This is a genomic window from Aminobacter sp. MET-1 (assembly GCF_026521175.1).
Classification (GTDB): Bacteria; Pseudomonadota; Alphaproteobacteria; order Rhizobiales; family Rhizobiaceae; genus Aminobacter.
In genome coordinates this window covers 66844-80934 of the sequence record NZ_JAMSHL010000016.1, presented here as the reverse complement: position 1 = coordinate 80934, position 14091 = coordinate 66844, and the positions used below count along the sequence as shown (strand labels likewise).

At 64.7% G+C, this 14091-nt stretch carries 15 protein-coding genes and 1 tRNA gene; 14 read left to right on the top strand and 2 right to left on the bottom strand.

Going from position 1 to position 14091, the window contains the following annotated elements:
• From NDO48_RS20895 to NDO48_RS20885, 3 genes are all read left to right on the top strand, one after another.
• Complete coding sequence (locus NDO48_RS20895) at positions 1–1014, top strand: serine hydrolase domain-containing protein (protein WP_018426091.1); 1014 nt, start codon at positions 1–3, stop codon at positions 1012–1014.
• 2 nt (positions 1015–1016) lie between these two features.
• Positions 1017–2135 carry an anhydro-N-acetylmuramic acid kinase gene (locus NDO48_RS20890; protein WP_018426092.1) on the top strand — a complete coding sequence of 373 codons (1119 nt, stop codon included), beginning with the start codon at positions 1017–1019 and terminating at the stop codon, positions 2133–2135.
• An 86-nt stretch (positions 2136–2221) separates the two neighbouring features.
• Positions 2222–2635 (top strand): GNAT family N-acetyltransferase, encoded by a 414-nt coding sequence (locus tag NDO48_RS20885; RefSeq protein ID WP_018426093.1) that lies wholly within the window; start codon positions 2222–2224, stop codon positions 2633–2635.
• Between the two features lie 743 nt (positions 2636–3378).
• Here the strand turns inward: NDO48_RS20885 and NDO48_RS20880 are convergent.
• Positions 3379–3468: transfer RNA gene (locus NDO48_RS20880), tRNA-Ser, on the bottom strand.
• A gap of 443 nt (positions 3469–3911) precedes the next feature.
• Here NDO48_RS20880 and NDO48_RS20875 point away from each other — a divergent pair.
• The 5 genes from NDO48_RS20875 to NDO48_RS20855 all read left to right on the top strand — a co-directional run bounded on the left by NDO48_RS20875 (position 3912) and on the right by NDO48_RS20855 (position 7429).
• Positions 3912–4667, top strand: a complete 756-nt coding sequence (locus NDO48_RS20875) for a hypothetical protein (protein ID WP_018426094.1) — start codon at positions 3912–3914, stop codon at positions 4665–4667.
• Positions 4668–4758: 91 nt separating this feature from the next.
• On the top strand, positions 4759–5079 hold the full coding sequence (locus NDO48_RS20870) for a hypothetical protein (protein ID WP_018426095.1): 321 nt from the start codon (positions 4759–4761) through the stop codon (positions 5077–5079).
• 41 nt (positions 5080–5120) lie between these two features.
• Positions 5121–5786, top strand: coding sequence for a peptide-methionine (S)-S-oxide reductase MsrA (gene msrA / locus NDO48_RS20865; protein ID WP_026226814.1), 666 nt, complete (start codon positions 5121–5123; stop codon positions 5784–5786).
• Between the two features lie 194 nt (positions 5787–5980).
• Positions 5981–6970 carry a BMP family lipoprotein gene (locus NDO48_RS20860; protein ID WP_026226815.1) on the top strand — a complete coding sequence of 330 codons (990 nt, stop codon included), beginning with the start codon at positions 5981–5983 and terminating at the stop codon, positions 6968–6970.
• A gap of 87 nt (positions 6971–7057) precedes the next feature.
• On the top strand, positions 7058–7429 hold the full coding sequence (locus NDO48_RS20855) for a VOC family protein (RefSeq protein WP_267322283.1): 372 nt from the start codon (positions 7058–7060) through the stop codon (positions 7427–7429).
• A gap of 16 nt (positions 7430–7445) precedes the next feature.
• On the opposite strand, the gene NDO48_RS20850 is transcribed toward NDO48_RS20855, so the two are convergent.
• A complete protein-coding gene (locus tag NDO48_RS20850; RefSeq protein WP_026226816.1) occupies positions 7446–7655 on the bottom strand; it encodes a SlyX family protein in 210 nt (69 codons plus the stop codon).
• A gap of 165 nt (positions 7656–7820) precedes the next feature.
• On the opposite strand from NDO48_RS20850, the gene NDO48_RS20845 reads away from it, so the two are divergent.
• The 6 genes from NDO48_RS20845 to deoA all read left to right on the top strand — a co-directional run bounded on the left by NDO48_RS20845 (position 7821) and on the right by deoA (position 14067).
• Positions 7821–9353 carry an ABC transporter ATP-binding protein gene (locus tag NDO48_RS20845; RefSeq protein ID WP_267322282.1) on the top strand — a complete coding sequence of 511 codons (1533 nt, stop codon included), beginning with the start codon at positions 7821–7823 and terminating at the stop codon, positions 9351–9353.
• The gene (locus NDO48_RS20840; protein WP_267322281.1) at positions 9350–10492 is read left to right on the top strand and encodes an ABC transporter permease; all 1143 of its coding nucleotides are present in this window, start codon (positions 9350–9352) and stop codon (positions 10490–10492) included. Before NDO48_RS20845 ends, NDO48_RS20840 begins: the two co-directional genes overlap by 4 nt.
• A gap of 1 nt (position 10493) precedes the next feature.
• Complete coding sequence (locus NDO48_RS20835) at positions 10494–11465, top strand: ABC transporter permease (protein ID WP_267322280.1); 972 nt, start codon at positions 10494–10496, stop codon at positions 11463–11465.
• A gap of 2 nt (positions 11466–11467) precedes the next feature.
• Entirely contained in the window at positions 11468–11860 is a 393-nt protein-coding gene (gene cdd / locus NDO48_RS20830) for a cytidine deaminase (protein WP_018426103.1), read from the top strand.
• A complete protein-coding gene (locus tag NDO48_RS20825; RefSeq protein WP_267322279.1) occupies positions 11857–12663 on the top strand; it encodes a purine-nucleoside phosphorylase in 807 nt (268 codons plus the stop codon). The genes cdd and NDO48_RS20825 overlap by 4 nt, the downstream gene beginning before the upstream one ends.
• Before the next feature lie 84 nt (positions 12664–12747).
• A complete protein-coding gene (deoA, locus tag NDO48_RS20820) occupies positions 12748–14067 on the top strand; it encodes a thymidine phosphorylase (RefSeq protein ID WP_267322278.1) in 1320 nt (439 codons plus the stop codon).
• Positions 14068–14091 lie beyond the last annotated feature (24 nt).

Here is a 14091-nt window from a genome sequence, read left to right as displayed (position 1 = left end):
ATGGTCAGCGACGACATCGCCCAGCGTTTCGAGCGTGCCTTCGTCCCGCTCGAACAGGCTGTCGCCGCTGGCCGGATCCCGGGCGGCGTGCTTGGTGTCGTTGACAAGGGCGGCCAACGGTTCACCCGCGCCATCGGCCACGCGCAGCGCGTTCCCCCCGAGCGCGCGATGCACGAGAACACTTGGTTCGACCTGGCGTCGCTGACCAAGGTCATCTTCACCACACCGCGCATCCTGGCGCTGGCCGAGGCAGGCACCATCGATCTCGACGCGCCGCTGACGACCGTCTTACCCGACCTGCGCCAGTATGATCCCAATGCCTGGGAGCGGCAGGTTACCTTCCGCCAGTGCCTCGGCCACCAGACGCCGTTCCCGGCGGTCGAGCCGATCTATACCTATGGCCGCGACCCCGACCTGCTGCGGGCCTTCGTCCTGCAGCGCGAATGGCGAAAGCTCGCCGCGCCGGTCTACTCAGACATCAACTTCATCCTGCTCGGTTTTGCCTTGGAGCGCCTGTCCGGCAAGTCGATGCGCGAGATGGATGCCGGCCCGGGCTTTGCCTTTTCGGCTGATCCTGACCAATCGGCGGCGACGGAAGACTGCACCTGGCGACACCGTGTGCTGTCGGGCGAGGTCCATGACGACAATTGCTCGGCGCTTCAGGGGGCAGGGCATGCCGGCCTGTTTGGCACCGTCGGCTCGGTGCTGGACCTTGCCAGAGGACTGCTCGACGGTAGTGGCGCGTCCGAGCGTACCATCAAATTGATGCGCACGCCCCTGTCGGACAAGCGCACCCATGGTTGGGAGCATCCGTATGCCGGCTGGTCCGGCGGCGATCACTGCACCGCCGGCACCATCGGCCACACCGGCTTCACCGGTACGGGCCTCTGGATCGATTTCGATGCCGGCCGCGCCTGGACCCTGCTCACCAATCGCATCCACCCGACCCGCCATTTCGACAGCGGGATAACGGATCTGCGCCGCCTGGTCGGCGACACCATCAACGGAGCTTGAACATGAACTCTATCTGGTCGGTCGGGCTGATGACCGGAACCGTGCTCGACGGCAACATCGACGTCGCGCTGCTCAAGACCGACGGCGAGCGCATTGAGGCCTTCGGTCCCTACGCGCTCGTGCCTTACGAAGCCTCCGTCCGGCCAATGCTGGAACAGGCCCAGGCCGAAGCCCGTGTGTGGAACTTCGAGGGACCCGAGCCGGCGATCTTCGCCGAGGCAGAAGAGATGTTGACCCGCGCCCAGTCGGCTGCCGTCAGGCAGGTCGTCGAGGGCGCCGGCATGACGATGGCCGACATCGGCGTCATCGGCTTCCACGGCCAGACCGTGCTGCATCGCGGCCCGCACAAGGGCGGCTTGCGCGGCGAGACCCGCCAGCTCGGCGATGGCCAGCTGATGCAGTCGATCCTCGGCGCCAAGGTCGTCTATGACTTCCGCACTGCCGACATTCGCGCCGGCGGGCAGGGCGCGCCGTTGGCGGCCGCCTATCATGCAGCACTGCTCGGCACTGCCGGCGCAAGTGGCGACAGCGCCATCCTCAATCTCGGCGGCGTCGGCAACGTCACCTGGTGGGACGGCAAGTCCGACCTCGTCGCCTTCGACACCGGCCCGGCCAACGCGCCGATCAACGACTTCGTAAAAGTGAGGGGCCTGGGCGAGATGGACCGGGGTGGGGCGCTCGCAGCCACCGGCACCGTCGACGAGGCGAGGCTGGCGCGCCTGCTCGAACATCCCTATCTCACGGCTGCCTATCCCAAATCGCTCGACCGCTTCGATTTCACCGCAGCGATGGCCGACGGGCTGAGCAATGAGGACGGTGCTGCGACGCTTACTGCTTTCAGTGCGTCCTGCGTCGGCAAGGCGCTCGACCTTTTGCCGCAGCGTCCGAAAAAACTCTTCGTCTCCGGCGGCGGTCGCCACAACCCGACCTTCATGGCGATGTTGCGTGAGCGGGCGGGCGTCGAAGCGGTTTCAGCCGACACCATCGGCTGGCGCGGCGACGCGGTGGAGGCCGAGTGCTTCGCATTCCTGGCAGTACGTGTTCTGCGCGGGCTGCCGATCAGCTTCCCAAGCACGACGGGCGTTCCCGAGCCGATGCAGGGCGGGCGCGTCGCCGGCTGAGCGGTGGGGCCGGGGTTGAAGACACCGCCCGGACACCGGCTTGAGATGTTGGCAAAGGTCAAAGCACTGGGCAGGTCGAGGCAGCCGTGAAGATCGAAGTCACTGACACCCCATCGTCCGAAGATATCAAAGTCATCGGCAATCACCTGACTGCCTTCAATGCGAGCGACGTCGGGCCGGCCGAGAAGCAAGCATTGGCTGTACTGGTACGTGACGAGAGCGGCACCGTCATTGCCGGCATCTCCGGCTACACCGCCTGGGGCTGGCTCTATGTGCAGTGGCTGTGGGTAGACGAAAGCCTGCGCAGACAAAACGTTGCCGGACGCATGCTGGACGCGGCTGAAGCCGAAGCAGTCAAGCGGGCCTGCCACGGCGCCTACATCGACACCTTCAGTCCCATTGCGCTTAAGGTCTACCGACGCCAGGGCTACAGACCGTTTGGGGTGCTGGAAGACTTCCCCAAGGGGCGCACACGAACTTTCTTGTCGAAGGCGCTGTAACCCGTCACGGGCCTACCGATGTAGCCAGTTTCTTCGCAGTGAGGTGAGGTCGATGCCCACATCGATTCCGGGCGAATGGATACTGGACGCAGGCCGCCAAGCTTAATGCCGCCAAGGATTTCAGTCCCAGCAGTTCAGAGCCAATCACATCTCTCGGCATACTAAACAACAGTCACAACAAACCTTGTCGTCAACGGCGACGTTGGCGGCAGCATCGAGCGCGTTGCGAAGCCGGTAACTCAAGGCTTGGCAAGTGGGTTTGCCGTTCAGGTGAATTCCGATCCGGTAGCGACCGTGAGTCGAGAGGAAGCCTCCACCATGGTCTCCGTCGCGACAGACAAAGCGCTTCTCGAAAATGAAAGTGAAATCTGGCTGACCGCCACGAAGCCTAGAAGGCGAAGCCAAGTGGACTTTCAGTGACGGACGTAGGCCCTTTACGGCCTCGGTGCTGGCCCCAACCTTTCTGGAGCGAGTGAAGGCGGGCAGCGAGAGGTTCGGCAAAGGTGACAGCCTCCTAGTGCGTCTCAAGGCAAAACAGTCTCGGCGCGGGACGCGTCTACGAACCCAATACGAGGTCACCGAGGTCCTCCGGCACGAGCGGCTTCAAGCTTCGGGCCAAGGCTCTTTCTTGTGACCGATGGGTGCACTCACAGTTGATTTTGGGACACAAGGCTGGGACCGGGCCAAGCCGCAGGTCCTGCTAAGTATCTAGTATTGCTGGCTTTGTTGAGTCAGAAATTAGCTGGCGGAGAGAGCGGGATTCGAACCCGCGATACGGTTCCCCGTATACACACTTTCCAGGCGTGCGCCTTCAACCACTCGGCCACCTCTCCGCATCGCTCGCTTTGCGCCGGCCGGTTTCGCCGGGCAGGTTGGGAGTGCGTGCATCTCCTGGGGCGTGGCTTGCGGCCGCTGGGGCCGGCAATCGGGATGCAGTCAACCTGCCTGCACCTTCCGCCTGCGGCCGAATACAATCGCTTGCACTCCGCCGCGGGGCTCATCTAGTCGATCCCGCGACGCTTGCCAAGCGGTTGCGTTGCAAAACTTGCCGGCGAATTGGCCTTGCCGGCAAAATAGGCCGGGATAGTCGCTCCTGCGCCAGGGATTTCGGCGTCCGCATGCCTGCATTCGCGCTCTCTGAGCCTCCGGCTGTGCCGCTCCGCCCGGTTCGCCCATGGATCGGCGTCACGAGCGTTGTCCGGTTCGCTGCCCATCTTGCCAGCGGCCGCTGACCTGCGCAGACTGACAGCGGAACGGCGAGATTGCGGGGACAAGAATGTCTGATGAAGGCGGCGACGGTCGTGCAGGCGACAGGAGCATGTTGGGCTGGCTGCCTGTTGTGTGGCTCTGCCTTGTCATGGCGCTTGCCGCGCGCGGCATCGACGGCAGTCTTGCCAGCGTCTGGAGCTATTCGTTCCCAGGCTCGGTGCGTGTCTTCATCTACGGCTCGATGGCGATCGGTGCCGTAACCATTGCCTGGGGTCTCTATCTGCTCTGGCTCGTCTATCAGCGCTCGCCAGACTTCGCCCGCCGGTTCAAGCTTTGGCAGGGAGCGGTCATCGCAGCGCTGGTGCTGAAGCAGCTTTATGTGGTGGTCGCACCCGAGTTCGGCTTCAGCCTGACAGCGCTTGCCTGGACCCTGGGCGAGATCGTCATCGGCGCGGCAATGATCGTGCTTGTCAGGCGCGAGCTGCTGCCTCGCACCGCCGGCCTCGCGGCATCGGCCGCGCCGCAGCCGGGGCAGGGTGGTGCGACGCAACCGCAGCCGGCCCATCCGAAACCCGCCTTGTCGGTGGTGGCCTCCATCGGTCTTGTCCTGCTCGGTGTTGTGCTCGGCGGCGCCCTTGGTCTTGCGACGGGGCTGGGCGGCGGGCAGCTCTATGCCTCGGCAACAGACATAAGCTGCTTCGAGGGCGGCTGCGGCTATTTCGTTGTCTTCATGGGCCTCGCCGGCATTGTCGTCGGCGCCATATCGGGCGGCATCTTTGCGCTGTGGCGTGTTCTGGGCCGTCGCTCGAGGCAGCCGGCATAGGTCATTTGCCTGTCAATTCAGGGTGCCGGCGATTGCCTGCGCCGGCGCCAAGCCCTATTTCTTGTCCCGAAACCGATAATCAGGGCCTTTCATGATCCGCTTCGTGTTCCGTCTCGCCGCCGCGATCGCACTTTCGGTGGCTGTCATCATGGCGGTGCTCGACGCCACCCGCACGGTTGCCGTCTCCAGGCTGGTGATGACGCCGCTCGACACCAGCTGGTCGACCGCGTCGCCCAGCACGCTGGCCGCCACCGAAGCCTTCGTTCGCGACAAGGCGAGCGCTGCACTCTGGGACACCGTGATCATGCCCGTTCTCAATCTGCCAGGCTTCGCGGTCTTCGCCGTGCTCGCCTTCCTGTTGTATGCCATAGGCCACAGGCGGCGCCCGGGGCGCTTCACCGCGGAAGTCTGACGGCCCCACCGCTACCGGCAGCCGGCGAAGGGAGAATGGACATGTTTTTCCTCAGCGACATGCTGAACAAGAAGCTCAAGATGCCGGCACCCTCCGAGGCGCTGCGCGGCCGTGACCGGCCGATACCGACCGCCTCCAGGCACCATGTGTCCAAGCGCCCGCTCAAAGGCCCTTATCCCGAGGGGATCGAACAGGCGATGTTTGGTCTCGGCTGCTTCTGGGGTGCCGAGCGGCTGTTCTGGCAGACCCCAGGCGTCTGGGTGACGGCGGTGGGTTATGCCGGCGGCATCACCCCCAATCCGACCTATCAGGAGACCTGTACCGGCCTCACCGGCCATGCCGAGGTCGTGCTTGTGGTGTTCGATCCCACGCAGGTTGCCTATGCCGGCCTGCTCAAGATCTTCTGGGAAGCCCACGATCCGACCCAGGGCATGCGTCAGGGCAACGATATCGGCACCACCTATCGCTCTGTCATCTACACCTTCGGCGCCGCCCAGCAGGAGGCTGCGCGCGCGTCGCGCGATGCCTATGATGCAGCCCTCCGGCAGGCAGGCCGGGAAAGGATCACCACCGAGATCGAGCCGGCGCCCAGTTTCTACTTCGCCGAGGAGGATCACCAGCAGTACCTGGCCAAGAATCCCCATGGCTATTGCGGCCTGAAGGGCACCGGCGTCGCCTGCGCCATCCCGCAGGACGCACCGGCCTGAACGCCCGTTTTACGGGGGCTTTACGAGGCCACAGCATTTTTCCAAAAGGTCAAGATTCTGCGTGAATTTTGTCTTGGCCCATGCAAGATATGGCCATGCGCGGGGGGATGGTCCTCGCCATGTTGCCGCGCGCTGCCCGAGGAACGGTGCGTGCGGTGATCGGAAAAAAAGACAACCGACAGGGTGTGGATCACATGAAACGTATCGTTCTTGGCCTTCTGGCGGCCACCGCCATGTGCCTTCCGGCGCTTGCGGCCGATATCCAGCCGGCGCTGCTCTATGATCTCGGCGGCAAGTTCGACAAGTCGTTCAACGAAGCGTCCTTCAACGGCGCAGAAAAGTTCAAGGCCGAGACCGGCATCTCCTATGTCGAGTTCGAGGTGTCCAACGCCTCGCAGCGCGAGCAGGCGCTTCGCCGCTTCGCCGAAGACGGCCGCAACCCGATCGTCATGGCCGGCTTCGCCTGGTCGGAAGCGCTTGAGAAGGTCGCAGCCGATTATCCGGACCTGAAGTTCGCCATCATCGACATGGTCGTGGACAAGCCGAACATCCGTTCGGTCGTGTTCAAGGAAAATGAAGGCTCCTACCTCGTCGGCGTCCTGGCTGCGCACGCTTCGCAGTCCAAGAAGGTCGGCTTCATCGGCGGCATGGACATTCCGCTGATCCGCAAGTTCGGCTGCGGTTATGTCGGCGGCGCCAAGGCTGCGGGCGCGACCGAAGTGATCCAGAACATGACCGGCGACACGCCTGCTGCCTGGAACGACCCGACCAAGGGCGGCGAAATCGCCAAGACCCAGATCTCGCAGGGCGCTGACGTGATCTACGCCGCGGCCGGCGGCACTGGCGTTGGCGTGCTCCAGGCTGCCGCCGACGGCGGCAAGCTCGGCATCGGCGTCGATTCCAACCAGAACGGCCTGCACCCGGGCAAGGTCCTGACCTCGATGCTCAAGCGCGTCGACACCGCCGTCTACAACGCCTTCATGGACGTCAAGAACGACAAGTTCGCCGGCGGCGTGAACAATCTCGGCCTCAAGGAAGGCGGCGTCGACTACGCGCTCGACGACAACAACAAGGCACTCATCACCGACGAGATGAAGGCCGCTGTCGAGAAGGCCAAGGCCGACATCATCGCCGGCACCGTCCAGGTCCACGACTACACCTCGGACGACAAGTGCCCCTATTGATCGGCTGAAGACCTCAATGCGAACCACCAGGCCCGTGCCTGGTGGTTCGTTTCATTCAGGGGGTCTGCAAGCAGGTAGGACAACGCGATGGCTAAGGTCACCGGCATAGGCGGTTTCTTCTTTCGAGCAAGGGATCCTCAGGCGCTCGCCGCCTGGTACGAGAAGCATCTCGGCATCCTCGACATCGCAAGGGAAGTCTGGAAGCAGGAGGCCGGTCCGACCATCTTCGCGCCGTTCGAGCAGGACACTGACTATTTCGGGCGTGCTGAGCAGCAATGGTTGGTCAATCTGCGCGTCGACGACCTCGACGGCATGATGGCCGAACTCAAGGCAGCGGGGATCTCAGTCGAGACGCGGGCCGAATGGGATTCTGAGGTCGGGCGCTTCTGCCGCATCCACGATCCCGAGGGCAACCCGATCGAACTGTGGCAGCCGTCTGACCATGCCGGGCTGGCGTGAGCGTTGGTGGTGGGTTCTACCAGTGGGGAGGCTTGGTCACCGGTGTGTCGGGCGCGGAGCTTTCCTCGAGCGCGAGGAAGCGTTCGGCCAGCGCGTCGAGCTTCTTCTGCATCCGGTCGATCACGGTCCATTGCTGGGCGATCTGGCCGGAAAGCTCCTCGATCAGGTGCTCCTGCTCCGCATTGCGGATTTCGAGCGTCGTCAGCCGGTCCTCGGGTGTGGTCATGGTCTTTCCTTTTCGGTCCGCAGCAAACGGCAACTGCTCGAAATTGAGCACCCGTCGTTCGTTTGTCGAGGGCGCAAAAGCGAGCCGATTGGCAGGGCAGGATGGGCGTGCTAGCTCTTCCGACAAGCTATAACAAGAACATAAGAACGTGAGTGGGACGGTCGTATGGCGGAAGCTGCTATCGAGCTGATCGGCATCAACAAGAGTTTCGGCGCGGTGCGCGCCAACCGTGACATCGCCCTGGAGGTTCCGCGCGGCACCATCCATGGCATCATCGGCGAAAACGGTGCCGGCAAGTCGACGCTGATGTCGATCCTCTACGGTTTCTACCAGGCCGACAGCGGCGAGATCCGCGTCAACGGCAAGACGGCCTCGATCAAGACCCCGAACGACGCCATCGCCGCCGGCATCGGCATGGTTCACCAGCACTTCATGCTGGTCGAGAATTTCTCGGTGCTGGAAAACGTCATCCTCGGCGCCGAAGGCGAGGCCCTGCTCAACAAGTCGATCTCAAAGGCGCGCTCCGAGCTGCGCCGGCTGGAGCAGGAATACGGCCTCGAGGTCAACCCGGACGCGATCATCGAGGAACTGCCCGTCGGCCTGCAGCAGCGCGTCGAAATCCTCAAGGCGCTCTATCGCGGCGCCGAAATCCTGATCCTCGACGAGCCGACCGGCGTGCTCACCCCTGCAGAAGCCGACCACCTGTTCCGCATCCTCAGGCAGCTCAAGGACCAGGGCAAGACGGTGGTGCTGATCACGCACAAGCTGCGCGAGATCATGGCCATCACCGACAACGTCTCGGTCATGCGCCAGGGCACCATGGTTGCCACCCGCAAGACCAGCGAGACGACAGTAGAAGAACTGGCCGAGCTGATGGTCGGCCGTCGTGTGCTCTTGCGCGTCGAGAAGGGCGAGGCCAATCCCGGCGACGTCAAGCTCCTGGTCAAGAACCTGACCGTCAAGGATTCGCGCGGCGTCACCATGGTCGACGACGTCTCCTTCGACGTCCGCGCCGGCGAGATCGTCGGCATCGCGGGCGTCGCCGGCAACGGCCAGTCGGAGCTGATGGAGGCGATCTCGGGCATCCGCAAGGCGGTGTCGGGCACCGTGCTTCTCGACAACAGGCCGATCGACGTGACCGGCAATGCCGACCCCGCCGAGCTGCGCGACCGAGGTCTCGCCCATGTGCCCGAGGACCGCCACCATGTCGGCCTGGTTCTCGCGTTCGAGGAAAGCGAGAACTCGATCCTCGGCTATCACGACAAGCCGCAATATCTGAAGGGGCCGTTCCTCAACCTCGACGCCATCCAGAAGGACGCGCAGGAAAAGATCGAGAAATACGACATCCGCCCCGCCAACACGCGCCTCAAGACGGCCAATTTTTCCGGCGGCAACCAGCAGAAGATCGTGCTCGCGCGCGAGATAGAGCAGGATCCCGGCGTGCTCGTCGTCGGCCAGCCGACGCGCGGCGTCGATGTCGGCGCCATCGAATTCATTCACAAGCGCCTGATCGCCATGCGCGACCAGGGCAAGGCCGTGCTTCTTGTTTCGGTCGAGCTCGACGAGATTCGGTCGCTCTCCGACCGCATCCTGGTGATGTTTGCCGGCCGCGTCGTCGGCGAGCGCGGGCCGGACGCGAGCGAAGGCGAACTCGGGCTTCTCATGGCAGGCGTCGAACACAAGGAGGCCGCCGAATGAGCACGCCTTACGCAAAACTTCCGGCCTGGGCCGACTACGGGCTCATCCCGCTGATCAACCTGCTGGTCGCCTTCATCGTTGCCGGCCTCGTGGTGCTGCTCGTCGGTGAAAATCCCTTCCGCGCCGCCGTCATCCTCGTCGATGGCGCCTTCGGCAGCGGCCAGGGGCTCGCCTACACGCTGTATTACGCCACCAACTTCATCTTCACCGGCCTTGCCGTTGCAGTCGCCTTCCATTGCGGCCTGTTCAACATCGGCGGCGAGGGCCAGGCCTATATCGCCGGCCTCGGCATCGCCATCGTCGCCCTTTCCTTCGACAGCGTGCTGCCGTGGTGGCTGACCTTCCCGCTGGCGATCGTCGCCTCGGCCCTTGTCGGCGCGCTCTGGGCGCTGATCCCGGCCTATCTGCAAGCCAAGCGCGGCTCCCACATCGTCATCACCACCATCATGTTCAACTTCATCGCGGCTAGCGTGATGGTCTACATGCTGGTCAACGTGCTGAAGCCGGTCGGCGCCATGGCGCCACAGACCCGCCAGTTCCTCGAAGGCGCGCAACTGCCCAAGCTCGGCTGGCTGCTGGCCGAGTTCGGCCTCAAGGTCCGCCCGTCGGCGCCGCTCAACATCTCGTTCCTGCTGGCGCTGGTCATGGCCTTCCTGGTCTGGGTGCTGATCTGGCGCACCAAGCTCGGCTACGAGATCCGCACCATGGGCTTCAGCCCGAAGGCGGCGCGTTATGCCGGCATCTCGGCCTCCCGCATCACCATCATCACCATGCTGATCTCGGGCGCGCTCGCCGGCATGATGGCGCTCAACCCCATCCTCGGCGACCAGCACAACGTGCCGCTCGACTTCGTCAGCGGCGCAGGCTTCGTCGGCATCGCGGTGGCGCTGATGGGCCGATCGCATCCCGCCGGCATCGTGCCCGCCGCCATCCTGTTCGGCATGCTCTACCAGGGCGGCGCTGAACTCTCCTTCGAGATGCCCAATATCAGCCGCGACATGATCGTCATCATTCAGGGCCTGGTCATCCTCTTTGCCGGCGCGCTCGAACACATGTTCCGCCCGGCCGTCCAGGGCATCTTCGCCAGCTTCAGTCCGAGATCCGTCGGCATTGCCGCCGCGAAAGGGGAGCGTGCCTGACATGGAATTCATTGACACGCTCATCAATGTACTGAACTCGACGGTCCGTCTGTCGGTTCCGTTGCTGCTTGCCTGCCTTGCCGGCCTCTATTCCGAACGCGCCGGCGTCTTCGACATCGGCCTCGAGGGCAAGATGCTCGCCGGCGCCTTCGCCGGCGCGGCGGCCGCCGCCGTCTACGATTCCGCCTGGATCGGCCTGACGGTCGCGGTTCTCGTCTCCATCGGCATGTCGCTGGTCCATGGCTTCGCCTCGATCACCCATCGCGGCAACCAGATCGTGTCGGGCGTGGCGATCAACTTCATCGCCGCCGGCTCCACCATCATCCTCGGCCAGGCCTGGTTCCAGCAGGGCGGCCGCACGCCCTCGCTCGAGCCGGAGGCACGCTTCGGCGCCATCAACCTGCCGGGCGCCGATGCCCTGCGGGACGTGCCCGTCATCGGCCAGCTCTATTCGGGCCTGCTCTCGGGGCACTCGCTGCTCACCTACGTCGCCTTCCTCGCCGTGCCCTTCACCTGGTGGGTGCTGTTCCGCACGCGCTTCGGCCTGCGCCTGCGCGCCGTCGGCGAAAACCCGGCTGCGGTCGACACGGCCGGCATCTCGGTCGCCTGGCTGCGCTACCGCGCCGTCATCTGCACCGGCATCCTCACCGGTCTCGCCGGCTCCTACATGGCGCTCGCCCAGAATGCCGGTTTCGTCAAGGACATGACCGCCGGCCGCGGCTACATTGCGCTCGCCGCTCTCATCTTCGCCAAGTGGAAGCCGGTGCCGGCGATGTTTGCCTGCCTTCTGTTCGGCTTCCTCGACGCGCTGTCGATCCGCCTGCAGGGCACGCCGCTGCCGGTCATCGGCAAGGTGCCCGTGCAGTTCATGCAGGCGTTGCCGTACGTTCTCACCGTCATCCTGCTTGCCGGCTTTATCGGCAAGGCCATCCCGCCGCGCGCCGGCGGCGTGCCTTACGTGAAGGAGCGGTGAGTATGTCCCACGATCTGTTCGAAGCCGCCCAGAGCGCCATGGCCAAGGCCTACGCGCCCTATTCGAAATTCCCCGTGGGGGCCGCGATCCGCTGCGACGATGGCCGTGTCTTCACCGGCGCCAACATCGAGGTCATTTCCTATCCGGAGGGCTGGTGCGCCGAGACCACGGCACTTGGTCACTACGTCATGGCCGGTGGCGGCAAGATCACCGAGATCGCCGTCATCGCCGAGAAGAAGGCCAAGTGCACGCCCTGCGGCGGCTGCCGCCAGCGCCTCGCAGAATTTGCCGGCCCCGACACGCCGCTGCATCTTTGCGACAACAACGGCGTCGTCGAGACCGTCCTGCTGAAGGACATCTTCCCGCTGGGTTTCGAGGCCGAGGTGTTGAAATGAAGGAAGCCGTCGATCGTCTCGTCGAGAGCCTCGGCGGGCTCGCACCGTCGACCGCGCTCGTGCTCGGCTCCGGTCTTGGCACGCTCGTCGACGAGGTCGAGAACGCTGTTCGCATTCCTTATGGCGACCTGCCCGGCTTTCCGCGCAGCGGTGTGACGGGCCACGCCGGCGAGATCGTCGCCGGCCTGTTCGGCGGCCGCCCCATCATCATGATGGCCGGCCGCGCCCATTTCTACGAACATGGCGACGCATCGGTCATGCGCCCGGCAATCGAGACGCTCGCCGGCATCGGCGTCAGCAAGCTGCTGCTCACCAACGCCGCAGGCTCGGTCGATCTGGAAATGCTGCCCGGCTCGATCATGCTGATCGAGGACCACATCAACTTCGCCGGCACCAACCCGCTGTTCGGCGAGCCGACGGACCGCCGTTTTGTCGGCATGACCGAGGCCTATGACGCCGGCCTGCGCCGCGCCTTCGAGGCTGCCGCCGCCGACGCCGGCATCGAGCTGCACAAGGGCATCTATATGTGGTTCTCCGGCCCGTCCTTCGAGACGCCGGCCGAAATCCGCATGGCCCGCATGTTCGGCGCCAATGCTGTGGGCATGTCGACCGTGCCCGAGGCCATCATCGCCCGCTTCCTCGGCCTCAAGGTGCTGGCCTGCTCGGTCATCACCAACCTTGCCGCCGGCATGACCGGCGCTGAACTGTCGCATCGCGAGACCAAGGACATGGCCCCCATCGGCGGTGCGCGCCTGGCCTCGGTTCTTCGCAAAGCGTTTGAACAGGGCTCGTTCGATGCGTGAGCAGTGGGTGGCGCAAACGGGAAACACTGCGCTCCTTCGCTCCTCCGTCGAGCGCCAGCCCTCAAGCACAGCAGGCGACTTCTGATGCTCCCGCAGGAAATCATCCGCGGCAAGCGTGACGGCAAGGCGCTGTCCGCCCACGAGATCGCGGCCTTCGTTCAAGGCATCACCTCCGGCGCCGTCTCCGAAGGACAGATCGCTGCCTTCGGCATGGCCGTCTTCTTCAACGGTATGGGCCGCGACGAAGCTGTTGCCCTGACCACCTCCATGCGCGATTCCGGCGACGTGCTCGATTGGTCCGACCTGCCGGGCCCTGCGACAGACAAGCATTCCACCGGCGGCGTCGGCGACAATGTCTCGTTGATGCTGGCGCCTATCGTCGCTGCCTGTGGCGCCTATGTGCCGATGATCTCCGGCCGTGGCCTCGGCCACACCGGCGGCACGCTCGACAAGATGGATTCGATCCCGGGTTATGTCAGCCAGCCCGACCTTGCCCTGTTCCGCCGCACCGTGCGCGAGGCTGGCTGCGCCATCATTGGCCAGACCTCGGACCTCGCGCCTGCTGACAAGCGCTTCTATGGCGTTCGCGACGTCACCGCGACCGTGGAATCGGTGCCGCTCATCACCGCCTCGATCCTGTCCAAGAAGCTCGCCGCCGGCCTCGGCTCGCTGGTGCTCGACGTCAAGATCGGCAACGGTGCCTTCATGGAAAGCGCGCGCGATGCCACGGCCCTTGCCACCAGTCTGGTCGAGGTCGCCAATGGCGCCGGCCTGAAGACGACGGCGCTGATCACGGATATGAACCAGCCGCTGGCTTCCGCCGCCGGCAATGCCGTCGAGGTCCGCAACGCGGTCGATTTCCTCACCGGCCGCTTCCGCGATCCGCGCCTGGAGAAGGTTACGCTGGCGCTCGCCGCCGAGATGCTGTTGTCCGCTGGCCGTGCCGGTACGCAGCGCGAGGGGCTTCAGCGTGCGCGCATCGCACTTGAGGACGGCACGGCTGCCGACATCTTTGGCCGCATGGTTGCCATCCTGGGCGGTCCCGCCGACTTCGTCGCCGACCCGGAAAAGTATCTGCCGAAAGCTGATGTCGAGGTTGCGGTGAAGGCAAAACAGTCCGGCTATGTCAGCGCCATCGCCACCCGCGACATCGGCCTCGCCGTCGTCGCGCTCGGTGGCGGACGCACCCGGCCCGAGGACAAGGTCGATCATGTCGTCGGCATCACAGGCCTGCTGCCGGTCGGAACCGAGGTGCGGACGGGCGATGCCCTGGCTGTCGTCCATGCACGCAGCCCGCTTGCAGCCGGGGTTGCCGCCGCTTCTGTACTGTCGGCCTACACGATGGCCGAGGCAAAGCCGGCAGCCGCCAAGGTCATCGCCAAACGTATTGCGCCGCGCGGCTGATCAGCCGACGCGGCGCGACGGTTC

What these genes read in the sequence shown, in the direction of transcription:
- NDO48_RS20895 (WP_018426091.1), top strand. Translation starts at nt 1, where the DNA reads ATGGTCAGCGACGACATCGCCCAGCGTTTCGAGCGTGCCTTCGTCCCG.
- NDO48_RS20890 (WP_018426092.1), top strand. Translation starts at nt 1,017, where the DNA reads ATGAACTCTATCTGGTCGGTCGGGCTGATGACCGGAACCGTGCTCGAC.
- NDO48_RS20875 (WP_018426094.1), top strand. Translation starts at nt 3,912, where the DNA reads ATGTCTGATGAAGGCGGCGACGGTCGTGCAGGCGACAGGAGCATGTTG.
- NDO48_RS20870 (WP_018426095.1), top strand. Translation starts at nt 4,759, where the DNA reads ATGATCCGCTTCGTGTTCCGTCTCGCCGCCGCGATCGCACTTTCGGTG.
- msrA (WP_026226814.1), top strand. Translation starts at nt 5,121, where the DNA reads ATGTTTTTCCTCAGCGACATGCTGAACAAGAAGCTCAAGATGCCGGCA.
- NDO48_RS20860 (WP_026226815.1), top strand. Translation starts at nt 5,981, where the DNA reads ATGAAACGTATCGTTCTTGGCCTTCTGGCGGCCACCGCCATGTGCCTT.
- NDO48_RS20855 (WP_267322283.1), top strand. Translation starts at nt 7,058, where the DNA reads ATGGCTAAGGTCACCGGCATAGGCGGTTTCTTCTTTCGAGCAAGGGAT.
- NDO48_RS20850 (WP_026226816.1), bottom strand. Translation starts at nt 7,655, where the DNA reads ATGACCACACCCGAGGACCGGCTGACGACGCTCGAAATCCGCAATGCG.
- NDO48_RS20845 (WP_267322282.1), top strand. Translation starts at nt 7,821, where the DNA reads ATGGCGGAAGCTGCTATCGAGCTGATCGGCATCAACAAGAGTTTCGGC.
- NDO48_RS20840 (WP_267322281.1), top strand. Translation starts at nt 9,350, where the DNA reads ATGAGCACGCCTTACGCAAAACTTCCGGCCTGGGCCGACTACGGGCTC.
- NDO48_RS20835 (WP_267322280.1), top strand. Translation starts at nt 10,494, where the DNA reads ATGGAATTCATTGACACGCTCATCAATGTACTGAACTCGACGGTCCGT.
- cdd (WP_018426103.1), top strand. Translation starts at nt 11,468, where the DNA reads ATGTCCCACGATCTGTTCGAAGCCGCCCAGAGCGCCATGGCCAAGGCC.
- NDO48_RS20825 (WP_267322279.1), top strand. Translation starts at nt 11,857, where the DNA reads ATGAAGGAAGCCGTCGATCGTCTCGTCGAGAGCCTCGGCGGGCTCGCA.
- deoA (WP_267322278.1), top strand. Translation starts at nt 12,748, where the DNA reads ATGCTCCCGCAGGAAATCATCCGCGGCAAGCGTGACGGCAAGGCGCTG.